Origin of the sequence: Streptomyces sp. NPDC050535 (assembly GCF_044457665.1) — a bacterium.
Classification (GTDB): Bacteria; Actinomycetota; Actinomycetes; order Streptomycetales; family Streptomycetaceae; genus Streptomyces.
Genome location: NZ_JBITHE010000001.1, coordinates 860,001 through 875,589, shown reverse-complemented (window position 1 = coordinate 875,589; position 15,589 = coordinate 860,001). Strand labels below are relative to the sequence as shown.

Annotated in this window: 12 protein-coding genes; 6 read left to right on the top strand and 6 right to left on the bottom strand. The window is 69.6% G+C overall.

Translation table 11 applies throughout. The features are described 5' to 3' along the window. Positions 1-116: 116 nt before the first annotated feature. The 3 genes from ACIBLC_RS03680 to ACIBLC_RS03670 are packed head-to-tail and all read left to right on the top strand — an operon-like array spanning position 117 to position 2,545. Positions 117-773: a helix-turn-helix domain-containing protein gene (locus tag ACIBLC_RS03680; RefSeq protein ID WP_399208978.1), complete on the top strand. Its 657-nt coding sequence runs from the start codon at positions 117-119 to the stop codon at positions 771-773. A 32-nt stretch (positions 774-805) separates the two neighbouring features. Next, positions 806-1,336 (top strand): toxin-antitoxin system, toxin component, encoded by a 531-nt coding sequence (locus ACIBLC_RS03675; RefSeq protein WP_399209277.1) that lies wholly within the window; start codon positions 806-808, stop codon positions 1,334-1,336. A 6-nt stretch (positions 1,337-1,342) separates the two neighbouring features. After that, positions 1,343-2,545 carry an MAB_1171c family putative transporter gene (locus ACIBLC_RS03670; protein WP_399208977.1) on the top strand — a complete coding sequence of 401 codons (1,203 nt, stop codon included), beginning with the start codon at positions 1,343-1,345 and terminating at the stop codon, positions 2,543-2,545. 106 nt (positions 2,546-2,651) lie between these two features. Here ACIBLC_RS03670 and ACIBLC_RS03665 read toward each other — a convergent pair whose 3' ends face one another. After that, positions 2,652-3,689 (bottom strand): alpha/beta fold hydrolase, encoded by a 1,038-nt coding sequence (locus ACIBLC_RS03665; RefSeq protein WP_399208976.1) that lies wholly within the window; start codon positions 3,687-3,689, stop codon positions 2,652-2,654. A 238-nt stretch (positions 3,690-3,927) separates the two neighbouring features. On the opposite strand from ACIBLC_RS03665, the gene ACIBLC_RS03660 reads away from it, so the two are divergent. Next, positions 3,928-4,164, top strand: coding sequence for a hypothetical protein (locus ACIBLC_RS03660; RefSeq protein WP_399208975.1), 237 nt, complete (start codon positions 3,928-3,930; stop codon positions 4,162-4,164). A gap of 176 nt (positions 4,165-4,340) precedes the next feature. On the opposite strand, the gene ACIBLC_RS03655 is transcribed toward ACIBLC_RS03660, so the two are convergent. Together ACIBLC_RS03655 and ACIBLC_RS03650 are read right to left on the bottom strand one after the other, a co-directional pair. Beyond that, positions 4,341-5,030 carry a 4'-phosphopantetheinyl transferase gene (locus ACIBLC_RS03655; RefSeq protein WP_399208974.1) on the bottom strand — a complete coding sequence of 230 codons (690 nt, stop codon included), beginning with the start codon at positions 5,028-5,030 and terminating at the stop codon, positions 4,341-4,343. Further along, on the bottom strand, positions 4,978-5,886 hold the full coding sequence (locus ACIBLC_RS03650; RefSeq protein ID WP_399208973.1) for a metallophosphoesterase family protein: 909 nt from the start codon (positions 5,884-5,886) through the stop codon (positions 4,978-4,980). The genes ACIBLC_RS03655 and ACIBLC_RS03650 overlap by 53 nt, the downstream gene beginning before the upstream one ends. 263 nt (positions 5,887-6,149) lie before the next feature. Here ACIBLC_RS03650 and ACIBLC_RS03645 point away from each other — a divergent pair, with 263 nt between their 5' ends. Further along, a complete protein-coding gene (locus ACIBLC_RS03645; protein WP_399208972.1) occupies positions 6,150-7,427 on the top strand; it encodes an ATP-grasp domain-containing protein in 1,278 nt (425 codons plus the stop codon). Between the two features lie 153 nt (positions 7,428-7,580). Further along, positions 7,581-9,263 (top strand): carbohydrate binding domain-containing protein, encoded by a 1,683-nt coding sequence (locus ACIBLC_RS03640; RefSeq protein ID WP_399208970.1) that lies wholly within the window; start codon positions 7,581-7,583, stop codon positions 9,261-9,263. A 466-nt stretch (positions 9,264-9,729) separates the two neighbouring features. On the opposite strand, the gene ACIBLC_RS03635 is transcribed toward ACIBLC_RS03640, so the two are convergent. The 3 genes from ACIBLC_RS03635 to ACIBLC_RS03625 form a co-directional block, all read right to left on the bottom strand. Then, the gene (locus tag ACIBLC_RS03635) at positions 9,730-10,242 is read right to left on the bottom strand and encodes a hypothetical protein (protein WP_399208969.1); all 513 of its coding nucleotides are present in this window, start codon (positions 10,240-10,242) and stop codon (positions 9,730-9,732) included. An 84-nt stretch (positions 10,243-10,326) separates the two neighbouring features. Further along, positions 10,327-11,061: a Crp/Fnr family transcriptional regulator gene (locus ACIBLC_RS03630; protein WP_399208968.1), complete on the bottom strand. Its 735-nt coding sequence runs from the start codon at positions 11,059-11,061 to the stop codon at positions 10,327-10,329. A 1,467-nt stretch (positions 11,062-12,528) separates the two neighbouring features. Then, positions 12,529-15,576 carry an alpha-mannosidase gene (locus ACIBLC_RS03625; protein ID WP_399208967.1) on the bottom strand — a complete coding sequence of 1,016 codons (3,048 nt, stop codon included), beginning with the start codon at positions 15,574-15,576 and terminating at the stop codon, positions 12,529-12,531. Positions 15,577-15,589 lie beyond the last annotated feature (13 nt).

The following is a 15,589-nucleotide window of genomic DNA, read 5'->3' as shown; positions in this document are numbered from 1 at the left end:
TGAATCCCGCCACAGTTGTGGCGAGACCTGGATGCGAGTTCGAACAAGGGGCTAGTCTCCCGATGGTTCCTGACCATCATGTGAGAGACCTGAGAAAAGATGTAGGAGATCTGTCGGTGACGGATGGCTTCGAAGTTCCGGGCGCCACGGCGACGGTTCTGCTGCAGGCCGTCGTGGCCCGGGTCACCGCGCTCGCCGACCGGCTCGGCGTCCAGTACGCCGAGGTCTTCGACGTGCGGCGGCTGTCGGCCGAGTCCGGCGTCCCCGAACCCGTGGTGCGGGCCCTGCTGACCGGCCGCCACGCCGGAGAGCCCGACCTTCAGGCCCGCTTCCTGCAGCGTCTCGATCTGCTGCGCCGCACCCGGCTCAAGCCGAACGGCCGCCGCTACACGCAGCAGGAGATCGCGGACGGCGCCGGCATGTCCCGGCAGCAGGCGGGAGCCCTCATCAACGGCGACCGGCGCCCCACCATGGAGCACTGCGACGCCATACAGCGCTTCTTCAGGGTCCATGCCGGGTTCCTCACGGCCGAGGACTCCGAGGCCCTCGTGGGCGCCCTCCAGCGCTCGGAACAGGAACTGCTGCAGCGACTCGCCGACCGCGAGCGCGCGGCGGCCTCGGTGGCCGCCGATCCGCTGGAGCGGCTCCTGCTGGACCACGGCGTCCGCGGAATCGCCTGGCGGGCCGCCCAGTTGCCCACCGACCAGCACCGGGACAAGGTCGCCGAGTGGCTGGACATGCTCCTGGAAAGCGTCAAGCGGCCCGAGTCGTGAGCACGGGGAGAACTGTGGGCATCCGAAGGGACATGCGCCGCCTGTGCGGCGAGTTGGTCGGGGAGCTGGCGCTCCCGGCGCCGGCGGAACCCGCCGAGCTCTACGCCGCGCTGTGCGACGCCATGAGCAGACGCCGCGGCCGCCCCGTCCAGTTCCGTACCGCCGCGTTCCCGCCCGGGACCGCCAGCGGGCTCTGGCTCGACATGGCCGACCAGGACCTCGTCGTCATCGAGGAACGCACGGCGCCCGACCACCAGTTGGTGATCCTGGGCCACGAGCTGTGGCACATGACGGCCGGGCACTGCAGCCATCACGTCGAGGGCGCGGCCGTCGCGGCCCGACTGCTCAGGGACGGCGCGGACCTCCAGGCGACCGTCCTCAAGGTCGCCGCGCGCACCCGCTCGCACCTCGCGGACGAGGCGGAGGCCGAGAGCTTCGGTCTGCTGCTCGCCAGCAAGTGCCGTACGTGGCTGGCCGGTTCGGCGCTGCGCAGGCCGTCGCCACGTGACGGACTCGCGGGCCGGATCGAGGCGTCGCTCGGCTACCGCGGGCCGCAGGGCTGAGACGCCGTGCACGACTCCAGCTACTACACACCGGCGATCGCGATGGCGATCGCGTGTGTCCTCAAGGGTCCCGCGGTGCTGCGCGCCTGGCGTGACCCGCTGCTGCGGTCGGTCTACACGCTCATCGTGCTCTCCGGTCTGGTGTTCTTCTTCGCCGCCCCGCCGACCATCGGCTGGGTCAACCGCACCGCCGGGATCCCCAACATCTCCGCCGCGCTCGTGTACTGCCTGCTGAGTGCCTTCAGCGCCTCCTGCCTGCTGCTGCTGCTCCACTGGCGTGGCGGACCTCCGGAGGTGGCCCGCCGGGCCGCGCACCGCTGGGTCGCCGGGTACGCCGTGGTGATCGTGGCGACGATGACACTGTTCGGCCTCGGGCACGCGCCCGAGGAACGGCAGCGGGACTTCGACACCTACTACGCGAACACCCCCTACATCCGCGAGATGATCGTGCTGTACCTGGCCGCGCTCGCCGTCGCGAACGTCGCGATGATCGCGATGTGCTGGCGCTGGGCGCGGAAGGTACGCGGCTGGCTGCGCGCCGGGCTGCTGATCATCGTGATCGGCTTCCTGACCAACATCACTTTCGCGGTGGCCAAGTTGACCGCGGTCGTGGCGCGCTGGAACGGCGGGAACCTCGACCACCTGAGCTCCGACGTCGCCCCCGCGCTGGCCGCGGCCGCGGAGCTGATCTGCGCGATCGGCTTCTGTGTGCCGATGGCCTGTCAGCGCTTCGGCGACGTGTGGAGCACCTGGGCGACCTACCGCCGCCTCGGGCCGCTCTGGCGGGAGTTGCAGCCCGCGGGGGCCCACGCGGTACGGATCGCCTGGTGGTCGCCCGCCGAACTCCAGGTGACCCAGCGGGAGTCCGACATCCACGACGGCCTGCTCAGCCTGTATCCCTACTTCGACCCCGAGGTGCGGGCGCGAGCCCACGACGCCGCCGTGGCCGCGGGTTCCGGCCCGGACCGGGCGCGGGCCGAGGCCGACGCGGCGATGGTGACGGCGGCGCTGCGGGCCAGGGCCGACGATCCGGAGGGCAGGATCATCTGCGCGGCGACCGCGGACAGCACCCCGTCCGCCGACCCGGCCGGCGGTCCACGGGACCTGGTGGGCATGTCCGTCGCCCTGCGCCGCTCCCCCGTCGTGGCGACCGTCCGGGACCGGGCCGCGTCCGGGGCGGGGACCGGCTCCCACGAGCGCGTCGGCTAGGAGCCGGCCAGGACCCGTCCGCCGGACCATGGCGCGGACGTGGAGTCACGCAACCCCGTCCACGCCTCGGACGCACGGTCAGGCACACCCCGCCCGCACCTTTGCCTCACGTCGCGCTGCGTTCGCTCGCCTCTCGCAAGTCTCTCTCCACCGCCCGGTTCCGAGCCGTGTCCGGCTGGCCGACGGCCGTACCAGGGCGGCCAGCCCGCAGCAGCTCGCGCCAGTGGTCGCGGTTCCAGCCGGCGGGGCTCGTGGTGCTCGTGAACTCCTCGACCAGGGAAAGGAAGCGCGCCGGATCGCTGTGGAAGGGGAAGTGGCCGGCGCCCTCGAAGATCTCCAGGCGGCTGCCCGGCATCGCCTTGTGCGCCCCGTACGCGTGCCGCACCGGCACCACACTGTCCCGGTCGCCCCAGAGCAGCATCGTGGGCATGCCCTCGGTCAGGTAGCAGCGGTCGAGCATGGTCACCGCCTGTCCGCGCCAGTCGACCACCGCGCGCAGCGTGCGGATGAAGGCGCTGCGGGACGTCGCGTCGGGCAGCGCGTCCACCAGGGTCAGCAACTCCGGCGCGTCCTGGCCCAGATCGGTGTCGAGGAGTTTCATCAGGCGGAGGAACAGGCCCACTTGGAGGCGCATGCCGGGCAGCCGCAGCGTGGAGAGCATGAGGTGGGCGCCGGGCAGCGAGACCGCTCTCAGTACGGGGTTGACCTCGCCCCCGACGCCGCCCGCGCTGACCAGGATGAGCCGCTCGGTGCGTTCGGGGAACTGGTAGGCGAACTGCATGGCGACGCCGCCGCCCAGCGAGTGACCGACCAGCGTGGCGGACTCGATGTCGAGCGTGCCCAGCAGGTCACGTACTCCGTTGGCGTACGCCGCGACCGAGTAGTCGGCCCGGGGTTTGTCGGACTCTCCGTGGCCGAGGAGGTCGGGCGCGATCACCGTGTGGGTGCGGGCGAGGTCGGGGATCAGCTCGCCCCAGGTGCCCGAGGAGTCGCCGATGCCGTGGATCAGGACGAGCGCGGGCCCCTCGCCGGCCATCCGGTAGGCGCGCCGGTAGCCGTGCACGACCCGGTGCCGCAGGCGCAGTTCCCCGTCGCCCACCGAGCGCAGGGCGCGCCGCGGGCGCTTCGACGGTACGTCGACCATGGGTTCGCCTCCTGTTCCCAGGCCGCCGTGGGGCAGCTCCCGAGCCGCCGAGAAAGCGGTTCCCAGCTTGCCGTTCCAGCCTAGGGCCCTCGTCCCCCAAGGGATTTCCGTGAGGTTTCGCCTCCGCTAAGCAGGCGAACCCCCGGGCACCGGAACCGGATTGTCAGTGGCGGAAGGCAAGCTGGGGTCAGTACCGCCATGTACCGCTTCGACAAGCCGACCCGGGGAGAGCCGTCCGATGCCGACCGCCGTACTGACCGATCACGAACGCGCCGCCGTGCAGGCCTACCTGCGTCTCCTCCAGACCGTCCGAGCCGCCTTCGACAGTCCGCCCGACGGGCGCCGACCACCCGTGGTGCCGCCCGCCGCGCTGGCCGAGGCGGAACGCGCACTGGCGGCGGCCGGACTCGCGGGCAACGAGGAGGCTTTCTTCCGACTGCTGCACACCTGGTGCCCGGAGCCGTCGCAGTTCTGAGGCCCGCGTCGGCGCACGGTCCGCCGGGGCCCCGGCTCAGGGGCAGGGACTTGGCCCCGGCCACCCCGGCACCGGCGCGGACCCTGGGACCGGCACGGGGACTGGTAGGGAACTGCGCCGGGGCCCCGGCCCAGGGACGCCGGGACCGGGCCCCGGCCGGGTAACAGCGCACGGCCTCAGCCGTGCGGCACCGTGACCACCGTCGCGACCAAGCCCCGCTGGACGGTCCAGCGCCCGTCGAAGAACCCGACGCGGTCGCCGCCGACCAGCGGGCCGGGCACGAGGAGTTCGGCGCGCAGCCGCCCCGTCAGCACACGGCCCCCGGCACCGGCATCCACGAGGATGTCGATGTCCGCCTCGGAGAAGTCCAGCCACTTCGCGGTGAGCGGGAACCACGCCTTGTAGACCGACTCCTTGGCGCTGAACAGCAGGCGGTCCCAGTGGACGTCGGAGATCCGGGCCGCGAGGCCGGACAGCCGGTCCACCTCGGTGGGCAGGGCGACCGCGTCCAGGACACCGTCCGGGAGCACGAGATGGGGTTCGGCGTCGATGCCGAGGGAGGCCAGATCCGTGGCGCGGGCGAGGGCCGCGGCGCTGTAGCCGTCGCAGTGCGTCATGCTGCCGATCAGGCCCGCGGGCCACTGTGGGGCGCCGCGATCGCCGGGCAGGATCGGCGCCGGGGCCACCCCGAGCTTCTCCATGGCACGCCGGGCACAGCCGCGCACGGTGGTGAACTCACGGCGCCGCTTCTCCACGGCCCGGGTCAGGAGCGCCTGCTCCTCGGGGTACAGGGTCGTACCCTCGGCGCCGTCGTCACCGTAGGTCTCCACGGCCACCACGGACTCCGGGAGCAGCTCCTCGATCACCGGCTCCGACCTCCATCGGCAGAATGCGGCGCAGCGTACCGGGCGGCCCGGGGCGGGTGCGCCACTCGCGGGGGTAGCCCACGGACACCTCTTCGAAGCGGACACCCTCGTGCCAGGTGGTCCGGGGGATGTGGAGATGACCGTAGACCATGATCTCGATACGGAACCTGCGGTGCCAGTCGGCGGTCAGCCGGGTGCCGCACCACATCGCGAACTCGGGGTAGCGCAGGATGTCCGTCGGGTGGCGGTCCAGCGGATAGTGGTTGACCGGGATCACCGGCAGGTCGTCGGGCAGCTCGGCGAGTCTGCGCTCGGTCTCCGCGACCCGGGCCCGGCACCAGGCCTCGCGGCTCGGGTAGGGGTCGGGGTGCAGGAAGTGCTCGTCGGTGCAGATCACCCCGGTGCTCTCGGCGTAGGCGAGCCCCTGCTCCTTGGTGGTGCAGCCCCCGGGCAGGAAGGAGTAGTCGTAGAGCAGGAAGAGCGGTGCGATGACGGCGGGGCCGCCCGGTCCGTCCCACACGGGGTACGGATCCTCCGGGCTGGTGACGCCCAACTCCCGGCACAGCGCTACGAGATGCTCGTAGCGGGCGACGCCGCGCAGTTGCACCGGGTCCTTCGGGTGGGTCCACAGCTCGTGGTTGCCGGGTGCCCAGATCACCTTGCGGAAGCGGGCGCTGAGCGTTTCGAGGGTCCAGCGGATGTCGGCCACGTTCTCGCTGACGTCACCGGCGACCAGGAGCCAGTCGTCGTCCGACTGGGGACGCATCTTCTCGACCAGGGCGCGGTTCTCGGCGTACCCGATGTGCAGATCACTGATGGCCAACAGTTGTCCTGAACGGCCGGCCGTCGACTCCACCCTCGCCCCTTCCGCGAACACGAATAGCATCACCAGAACACACGGGACGGGGGCCTCACAAGACCGTCCGGCACAGTCCGGGGTCCACAATTCGGGAATCCGTAACACGCTCGTAGCGTCACATCCGTCCCGCGCCCCTTATGATCGCCCCAACACCACCATCCTGAACCTCCCCCGGTCTGCGGTGGCTTGGTGTACCTCCCTCTCCCCTGGCCGGGCACGGCCTGCTTCGTTGTGCCCGCAAACCGTGAAAGGCGGCCTGCATGGGTTCTCGCGTACGCGTCTGGCTCAACCGCACGTACGCGGAGAATGTCTTCTTCATGGATCAGCTGCGAAGTAATCCGCAGCGTCGCCCCGTCGAGATCCATGCGACGCACGGAGACGCCGACTCGCCCATCCTGGCCGCCGCCGACACCGCGGCCATGGAACCCGAGGGCCTCTCCCGGGCCGCCTACGTCGAGTACGCCCTCGACCAGTGCGCCCGGCACGAGATCGACGTGTTCGTGCCCGTGCTGCACCAGACGTCGATCGTGGCGCATCGCGCCGAGTTCGCCGCGCAGGGTACGGCCCTGCTCGCGCCGCCGTCCGAGGCGGTGGCCATCTTCCGCGACAAGGTGACGGCGTATCAGGCGCTCCAGGCCATGGGCATCCCGGTGCCGCCGTGGTGGCGGGTGCGCAACGAGGAGGAACTCCTCGTCGCCGTCGAGACCTTGGAGGCCGCGGGCCACAAGGCCTGCTTCAAGCCCGCCGCGGGTGCGGGCGGGGTGGGCTTCCGCGTGATCACGCGCGCCCCCTTCTCACTCATGCACCTCAATGGATTCCCCAGCTCGTACGTGCCGTTGAGCCTGGTCCAGGACGCGCTGCGAGGGTCCGAGAAGCCCGTGGACTGGCTGGTGATGCCGCTGCTGGCGGAGCCGGAGGTGTCCGTCGACTGCCTCACCGGACCCGACGGCCGGGTCCGGATGGCCGTGGGCCGCACCAAGAACGGGCGCCGTCGCGGGTTCACGCTGCACCCCTCCTGGATCGAGCCCGCGCGCCGGCTCGCGGAGGCCTTCGGGCTGCACTACCTGACGAACATTCAGTTCCGGATGTACGGGGACGAGCCGGTCCTCATGGACGTCAACACCCGGCCGGCCGGCGGACTGCACCAGCTCTCGCTGTGCGGGATCAACGCCCCCTGGGCGGCAGTGCAGTTGGCGCTCGGCGAGGAGACCGGGGAGATCGTTCCGGCGCACCTCGGACAGGACTACGCGGTGGTCACGGGACCGCGCCCGGTGCGTCCGGTGGCGCTGCCGCAGCAGCGGACCGAGGCACTGCCTGCCGCGCCCGCGGCCGTCACGGAGCCCCTCACGACGCCGGTCACGGAGCCCACGGCCGCACCGGCGGCGGAGAGCGCGCTCACGCCGACCGTCACGCCGGGTATCGCCGCCAACGCTTCACCCGCCATGGCGTCGGGCATCGCCCCCAACGCCTCACCCGCCATCGCGTCGGGCATCGCCCAGGCAGCCGCGGGCGCCACCACCGCCGCCGCTCCCGCGTAGCCCAGCCCTCGCCAAGAGCCGGCCCCGCCCCCGCCCCGACCATCGGTCTGGACCAATCCACGCACAGTCTCTTGACAGCTCGATTGGTCCATACCAACTTGGTTGCGCACCCTCCAGCACTCCCGAACACCCCCATTTCTTCAGGGAGATCGCGTGCGCATCACACACTTCAGGCGTTCCAGACGCCGCCTCATCGCTCTGCTCGGCACGGCCGCCCTGGCTCTGGCCGGGGCGGTCGCCCTGCCCACCACGGCCCACGCGGCCAACATCCTCACCAACCCCGGCTTCGAGTCGGGCGCCCTCTCGCCCTGGTCCTGCACCGGGAACCTGGGCTCGGTCGTCTCGACGCCCGTGCACGGCGGCACCAAGGCCCTCACCGGGGCGGCGAGCGCGAGCGACAACGCCAAGTGCAGCCAGACCGTCACCGTCCAGCCGAACACGGCGTACAGCCTGACGGGCTGGGTGCGCGGCAACTACGTGTACCTGGGCGTGGACGGCGGCGCGGCGACGTGGACGACATCCCCGTCGGCGTACAGCCGACTGACCGTGAACTTCACGACCGGTGCCTCGCAGACCAGCGCCACGATCTACACGCACGGCTGGTACGGCCAGGGCACCTACTACGCCGACGACGTCAGTCTGGACGGCCCCGGCGGCGGCGGTTCGGACACCCAGGCGCCGACGACGCCGACCGGCCTGACCTCCCCCGCCAAAACCTCCTCCAGCGTGTCCCTGGCATGGGGAGCGTCGAGCGACAACGTCGGTGTCGCCGGCTACAACGTCTACAGCGGCGCCAACCAGGTGCTCAGCGTGTCGGGCACCAGCGGGACGGTCAGCGGCCTGTCCCCGAGCACCGCCTACACGTTCACCGTGCGGGCACGGGACGCCGCCGGGAACCTCTCCGCCGCCTCCAACTCCGTCTCGGTCACCACGAACGCGGGCAGCGGCGGCACGGCTTTCAAGCAGGCGGCACCGTACCTCTACCTCGGCTGGGGCGACCCGCCCGCCGTGAGTACGGTGATGAACTCCACCGGGATCAAGTGGTTCACGATGGCGTTCATCCTCTCCTCGGGCGGCTGCAACCCGGCCTGGGACGGGTCGCGGGCGCTGACCGGCGGCAACGACCAGTCGGTCATCAACGCCGTCCGTGCGGCGGGCGGTGACATCGTGCCGTCGATCGGCGGCTGGAGCGGCAACAAGCTCGGGCCGAACTGCTCGACGCCGGAGGCGCTGGCGGGCGCGTACCAGCAGGTGATCAACGCCTACGGGCTCAAGGCGATCGACGTCGACATCGAGAACACGGACGAGTTCGAGAACGAGGTCGTCCAGGACCGGATCCTCAACGCCCTGAAGATCGTCAAGGCGAACAACCCGGGCCTGCGCACGATCATCACCTTCGGCACCTCGACGACCGGCCCGACCTACTGGGGCAACCGGCTCATCGAACGGGCCTCGGCCCTGGGCGCCAACATCGACGTCTTCACGATCATGCCGTTCGACTTCAGCGGCGGCTCCGACATGTACGGCAACACGGTGAACGCCACCGAGGGCCTGAAGACCAAGCTGAAGTCCACCTTCGGCTGGGACGACGCCACGGCGTACGCGCACATCGGCATCTCGGGCATGAACGGGCTCAGTGACCAGCAGGAGCTCACCTCACCGGCGATCTGGACCCAGATCCGCGACTGGGCGAACTCGCACCACATCGCCCGCCTCGCCTACTGGGCGGTCAACCGCGACCGGCCCTGCGCCGGCGGCGGCGTGGTGAGCAACTGCTCCGGCATCAGCCAGACCAACTGGCAGTTCACGTCCATCACGGCCGGCTTCACCGGCTGACCGTCCTGGCAGGGCGTACGACGATGGGTGCCCGGCCGGGAGACCGGGCACCCATTCCGTCCCTTCGGCCTGTCATCCGACTGCGAGGGCCGGCGACTCCTACACACCCACCGAGGGCGACGTGGTGGAGGCCGTGGCAGGCACGACCAGGCCCGGCTCACTGACCTGCACCTCGCTGATCCGGCTCTCGTCCCCCACGGCACCTGGAGGTCGGGGAGGGTTCCGGCATTTCGGCGTCTTCATCCGACCGTGTGGCGTCCCGGGGCACCACGGTCACGGTCCGGATGCTGGTCCGGTCGGCCCGAACAGCTCTGGTCCGGCTCGAAGTTCATCCGTATCGAGGCGGGCAAGGTCGCCTTGGCCTTCACGGATCTGAGGGCGCTGGTCTGTCTCCGGGCCCGGAGACGGTGAGGGGCTGCACGAAGATCTTCGTGCAGCCCCTCACCGTCTCGGGTGAGCCCCGTGCTCAGACGCGTCGCAGCGTGTTTATCCTCTGCTCGGCGGAGTTGATGGCGCACTCGAGAGCGGTGCGGGCGGATTCCTGCTTCATCGCCTGCACCAGGTGGGCCCGTATGTCGGCGACAGGCATACGGACGGTCGTCGGAAGCTCGGGCAGGGCCGTGGCGACATAGTCCTTCGCGCACCCGACGACCTTTTCGAGCTCGGGACGGATGTCTTCGGTGTTCGCGATGCGCCCCTTGATCTCGTTGGCGATCCGCGTGACCTCCACCAGGCCCGCCGCGTAGGCGGGCGTGTTGGCGAGCCGGCACACCTCCGTGAACAACAGGTCCAACGCCTTCTTGGGGACGTCGAGTTCGGCGGCGGTCTCGTCCCTCCCGTTCACCTTCTTGATCCAGGCGAACATCTTCCTGTGGTGCGTCACCGTGAAGGCACCGACACCGCCGGCGACGAAGGAAGTGACGCCGGTCGCGATGAGGGTGGCGTCGCTGGGTTCGGCGACGATGGCGCTGAGCAGCATGTTTCTTCCTAATTTTGGTCCGAGGGCCGCACGCCCGGAGTCCGGGGTGGTGGGTGCGGTTTTTGGGGCGGTGGGTCCAGATATCTAGGGTTGGGTGCTGATGGCACTGTCGTGAAGGGCATCGAGATCGTGAACGATGAACTTACGGTATCCCGCCTCTAGAGCACCGTGACGCCGGAGACTACTGACCGCGTTCTCCACCGTGGAGACACCGAGTTGGAGGGCCGCGGCCAGATCCCGCTGGGTCAGACCGCTGATGACAGTGCGGCGCGAGACCGTGGGGTCGGGCACACCGGCCGTCTCCGCGAGATGCGCCAGGAGCATGCTGACGCGCTGGAACGGCGGCAGCACGAAGGTGCCGTAAATCCGCTCGTCCCGCCTGCTGCGGTCCTCGATGCTGCGCAGCAGGGCCAGTTGGACATCCGGGTGCTGTCGCTGCAGACGGTGCATATAACTGACGCGCCAGGGGATGACGTACGTCTTCGCCAGGCACGTGGTGCTGACCGCGGAGGTCCGCTCGATGAGCTTGGCTTCGCCGACCACCTCACCGATGCCACGGAAACGGGTGATCGTGGGCGACCCGGGAAAGGCGCCGTGGGGGAAGCGCTCCTGACGGACGCACCCCTGCACGATGATGAACACGTGCCGGTCGTCCGGGCCCAGCGGGAGCCGGTCATCCCGACTGTAGGAGCGGATGCGCTGGTCCCAGTCCTGGATCATCGCCTTCCAGGTCGGTGCGGGGAGGTGCTTGAGGAAGCTTCCCTCGGGCATGGTCGCGCGGCCGAGAACAAGGTCACTCAGCCGCGGAGCGTGGGGCATGGCGGGCATCCGTCACACCCCCCTCTCGCGCGGCCGAGAACCCTGCCTGGAGCCGAACGACGCGGCGGAGCAAGCCTGGTGACGGACGGTCATGTCTTCACGGCGATGGGTCGCGCGGCAGATACACGCGGCGAAGCCACCGCTGACAGCGGTACACATGCGGCCTGATGTCCCTTTATGATCGATATACGCAGGTGCGCCCCCGTAAAGGCGGGCGCACCCGGGCGGTGGATCCAGCGCCCTCTCCTACGACGTCCGCCCGGGCGATGTGCTGTGGTGGCCAGGGCGGCACACGGTGAGAACGTCAGGCCGATAACGCTACCCCTAGCCCGTGGCAAATCTCCAGCGAGGACCTTTCAAGCGGCGGGAAGAATCCCCTTGCCCTGGGGAATCTCCAGCCTGCCTTGTTGACCATGGTGGGGAACATCACAGGAATCTACAATTCCACAATTCAGGGGAATTCATCGGGATATGCGGGGACGCCATTTTCTGGCATATTCACAGAAGCGTCGGATAGGGCATCAGATGAGCACCGAGAAGCCCGGATGAAGTACGTCACATAAGACGGAAGGTCCCGGAGCACCACACTCCGGGACCCCCCTAGGGCCTGGACCCACCTAGGCTCAGACCAGGCACCCACCTTAACCACGACAAGCCAGCCGAGGACACGCCAGCAGAAATGCTCCTGGCTCCAAATCCCTAGCTACAGGGATTTCAGCAAAAATCCTGGACCGCAGTTGACGAACCAGTCACCTCGAACGAGATGCATCGCGCCATCGTCCGTTTTAGACCTTTTGACACTTAGGCTACTTATGTGAAGGCACCGGGCCGACGCCGCACGGAGTCCGTGGATCACTCCTGGCCACTTGCGATCACCGTTTGGCCGACCGCAATAGGAAAGGAAGGGTGCCCTAACTTGGGGCGGCCTCGGCTCAGAGTTCGAAGGTCGAACATAAGCCCGGCATCAATTGGACTTTAGCGGCCAGTAACTACCCGGACCAGGAAAAGGAGATCCGTAACTCCAGGATCTGAAATGCGGGAATCGGAAAACGCCAAAGTAAATCCTCGCATCTTTCTCGTCGACCGCTCCACGACACCTGCAGGACATAATGTCGACTCATAGCCTTGGCCACTTCACAGGAAGCCGACCCAACATCGCACGCGGGTGCGAAGAATCTTTTCGTCCGTCAGATTCGTTCGACACACGCCCAGTCACCTTCGCATCTGCCTCACGCAGACACCTATGTAACAAAATTTGCACACTTCATCACCTTCGGTGACCGGCGCGCGCGAGACACGCGCGCGCCGGTCACGACAAACCCCCGCCGAACCACGGTGCGCATCGGTAGAGACCCTGCGCAGCTTGCGTGAAGACCTCGGCCGTCCGAACGGGCCACGCAACGCGGTCCGCAGGAGTGAGCGCTCAGGCGGGCGCCCGGCCCACCCGGGCCGGCACCCCCGCGTCGCCTACGCGCGCCGCGCCAGCCGCAGCGTCTGCACCTCGAACGGTCGCAGCGACACCGTCACCGTGTCACCGTCCACCGTTGTCGTCGTGTCCGGGAAGGGCCGCTCCAGGAGGTCGGTGATCTGGGCGCCCGCCAGCGCGAAGCCGGTGCGCAGGATGCCGGTGGCCCGGCCGCCCCGGGACTCGTAGAGACGTACGACGACATCGCCCGAGGCGTCGTCGGCGAGCTTGACCGCCTCGATGGTGACGCCCTCGCCGTCGACGGAGACGACGGGCTCGGTCGGCCGGGCCTCAGCCACCCGCAGCGGCAGGTTGAGCGCGTATCCCTCCGCGACCGCGTCCCCGATGCTCGCGCCCGGCAGGAGCGAGTACGTGAAGCGGTGCTTCCCCTGGTCGGCCTCGGGGTCGGGCACACGGGGGGCGCGCACCAGGGAGAGCCGGACCGTCGTCGTCGTACCGCCGTCCTCGCGGACCGTGCGGGAGACGTCGTGGCCGTACGTCGAGTCGTTGATGACCGCGACGCCGTAGCCCGGTTCGCCGACGTGCACCCAGCGGTGGCCGTACACCTCGAACCGGGCCGCCTCCCAGCTGGTGTTCGTGTGGGTGGGGCGCTGGACGTGGCCGAACTGGATCTCGGCGGAGGAGTGCGGGGCCCGGATGTCCACCGGGAAGCCGGCCTTCAGGAACTTCTCGGCCTCGTGCCAGTCGATCTCCGTCTCGAAGTCGATGCGGGGGCTGCCCGCGCGGACGGTGATCGTCTGCACGATCCGCGAGCCCTTGCCGAAGGAGCGCTCCACCCGGATCGCGCCGAGCAGCGGGTCCTCGTCGACGACCGTGATCGAGTCGGCGTCCAGGAGGTCCGTGTAGCGGTTCTTGTAGTGCTTGTCGACGTCCCAGGCATCCCAGTAGTTCGGGAGGTCGCTGTGCAGTCGGAGCAGGTTGCCCGTGTCGGCGAGGACCTCGCGGTTCGCCTTCAGGTCGCGCACCGAGGCGAGGGTGCCGTCCTCGGCCAACTCGACGCGCACCAGGCCGTTTTCGAGGACCCGGCCGGTGACCGTCACCGGGTGCGGGGACTCGGCGACCGCGAGGGGCGCGCTGCCGCTCGCCGGTACCTCCGCGTACATCGGGACACCGGCCGACGTACGGACCACCTCGGCCCGGTCGTACGGGCTGGTGTTGAAGACCCGGGTCTCCGCTCCGCCGAGCGCGGCCAGCGCCTCGGCCGTCAGCACCTCCAACTCCTCGGCCACTCGGGCGTATTCGGCCTCCGCCTCGCGGTGCACCCAGGCGATCGAGGACCCCGGCAGGATGTCGTGGAACTGGTGCAGCAGGACCGTCTTCCAGAGCCGGTCGAGCTTCTCGTACGGGTAGGAGTAGCCCGGCGCGTGCAGCGCGGCCGTCGTGGCCCACAACTCGGCCTCGCGGAGCCTGTGTTCGCTGCGGCGGTTGCCCTGCTTGGTGCGGGCCTGCGAGGTGTAGGTCGCGCGGTGCAGTTCGAGGTAGAGCTCGCCGACCCAGACCGGGGCGTCCGGGTACTCCTCGCGCGCGGCGGCGAAGAACGCGTCGGGGTGTTCGACGACGACCTTCGCGGAGCCCTCCAGGTCGGCCAGCCTGCGCGCCCGTTCCATGATCTCGCGGGTGGGACCGCCGCCGCCGTCGCCCCAGCCGAAGGGGGCCAGCGAGCGCGTGCCACGGCCCTTGTCGGCGTAGTTGCGGACGGCCCGGGACATCTCCTCGCCGCTGAAGCGGGCGTTGTAGGTGTCGACCGGCGGGAAGTGGGTGAAGATGCGGGTTCCGTCGATGCCCTCCCACCAGAAGGTGTGGTGGGGAAGCTTGTTGGTCTGGTTCCAGGAGAGCTTCTGGGTCAGGAACCACTCGTTGCCGGCGAGCTTGGCGAGCTGCGGGTAGGCGGCGTTGTAGCCGAAGGAGTCCGGCAGCCAGACGCCCTTGGTCTCGACGCCGAAGTGCTCGATGAAGAACCGCTTGCCGTGGACGAGTTGGCGCGCGAGGGCCTCACCGCCGGGCAGGTTGCCGTCGGCCTCCACCCACATGCCGCCGACCGGCGCCCACTGGCCACGCTTCACCGACTCCTGGATACGGGCCCAGACCTGCGGGTAGTTGTCGCGCACCCACTCGTACTGCTGGGCCTGCGAGCAGGCGAAGACGAACTCCTCGTACTCGTCGGCGAGCGAGGTGACGTTCGAGAAGGTGCGGGAGGTCTTGCGCTTGGTCTCCCGGATCGGCCACAGCCAGGCCGAGTCGATGTGCGCGTGGCCGACGCCGGAGAGGGTGTGGGCGCTGGCGTGGGCGGGCTTGGACAGGACGGGCACGAGGGCGGCGCGGACCTCGGCCGCCGAGCCGGAGATGTCGTCCAGGTCCAGGAGGTCCAGCGCGTGGTCGAGCGCGTGCATGATCTCGTGCCGGCGCGGGTCCTGCTCGTTCAGCTCCAGCATCAGTTCGCGCAGCACCTGGATGTCCAGGTCGAGGTGCCAGACCTCTTCGTCCAGGACGGCGATGTCGGCGCGCCGGAAGGTGTAGAGGGGCTTGTCGCCGGCCGTGAGGACGTCGCCGAGCGGGGTCGGACGGGCGAAGTCGTTGGCCAGGATGTCCGGGTTGGACGCCGCCTCGACCAGGTAGTCGATCTCCTCGCCGCCGCTCGCCGGGTTGGCGATCGCCACGTACTGGTTGAGCGGGTTGACCGCCTTCAGGGGGGTGCCGTCCACGAGGTGGACGAGCGCCTCGGCCTGGTTGCCGGGCCAGTCGCCGGTGAAGCCGAGGTCGATGACGGCCTCGACGCGCCTGCCGGTCCACTCCGGCGGCACGGTCCCGCGCATCCGGAACCAGGTGGTCCCCCAAGGCGGGCCCCACGGGGTGTCCATGGCGAAGGGCTCGTACGAGGCGGCGGCGGCCTCCTCGAAGGGGACGGGCTCACCGGGAGCCTGCCAGGCCTCGACCTCGAAGGGCACGGACGCGGCGTAGGTGGCGGGCTTGATGCGCTGGTCGTGGACGCGGGCGACGCGCTCCTCGATACGGCGGCGTTCGTCATGCATAGGAAGTCTCCAG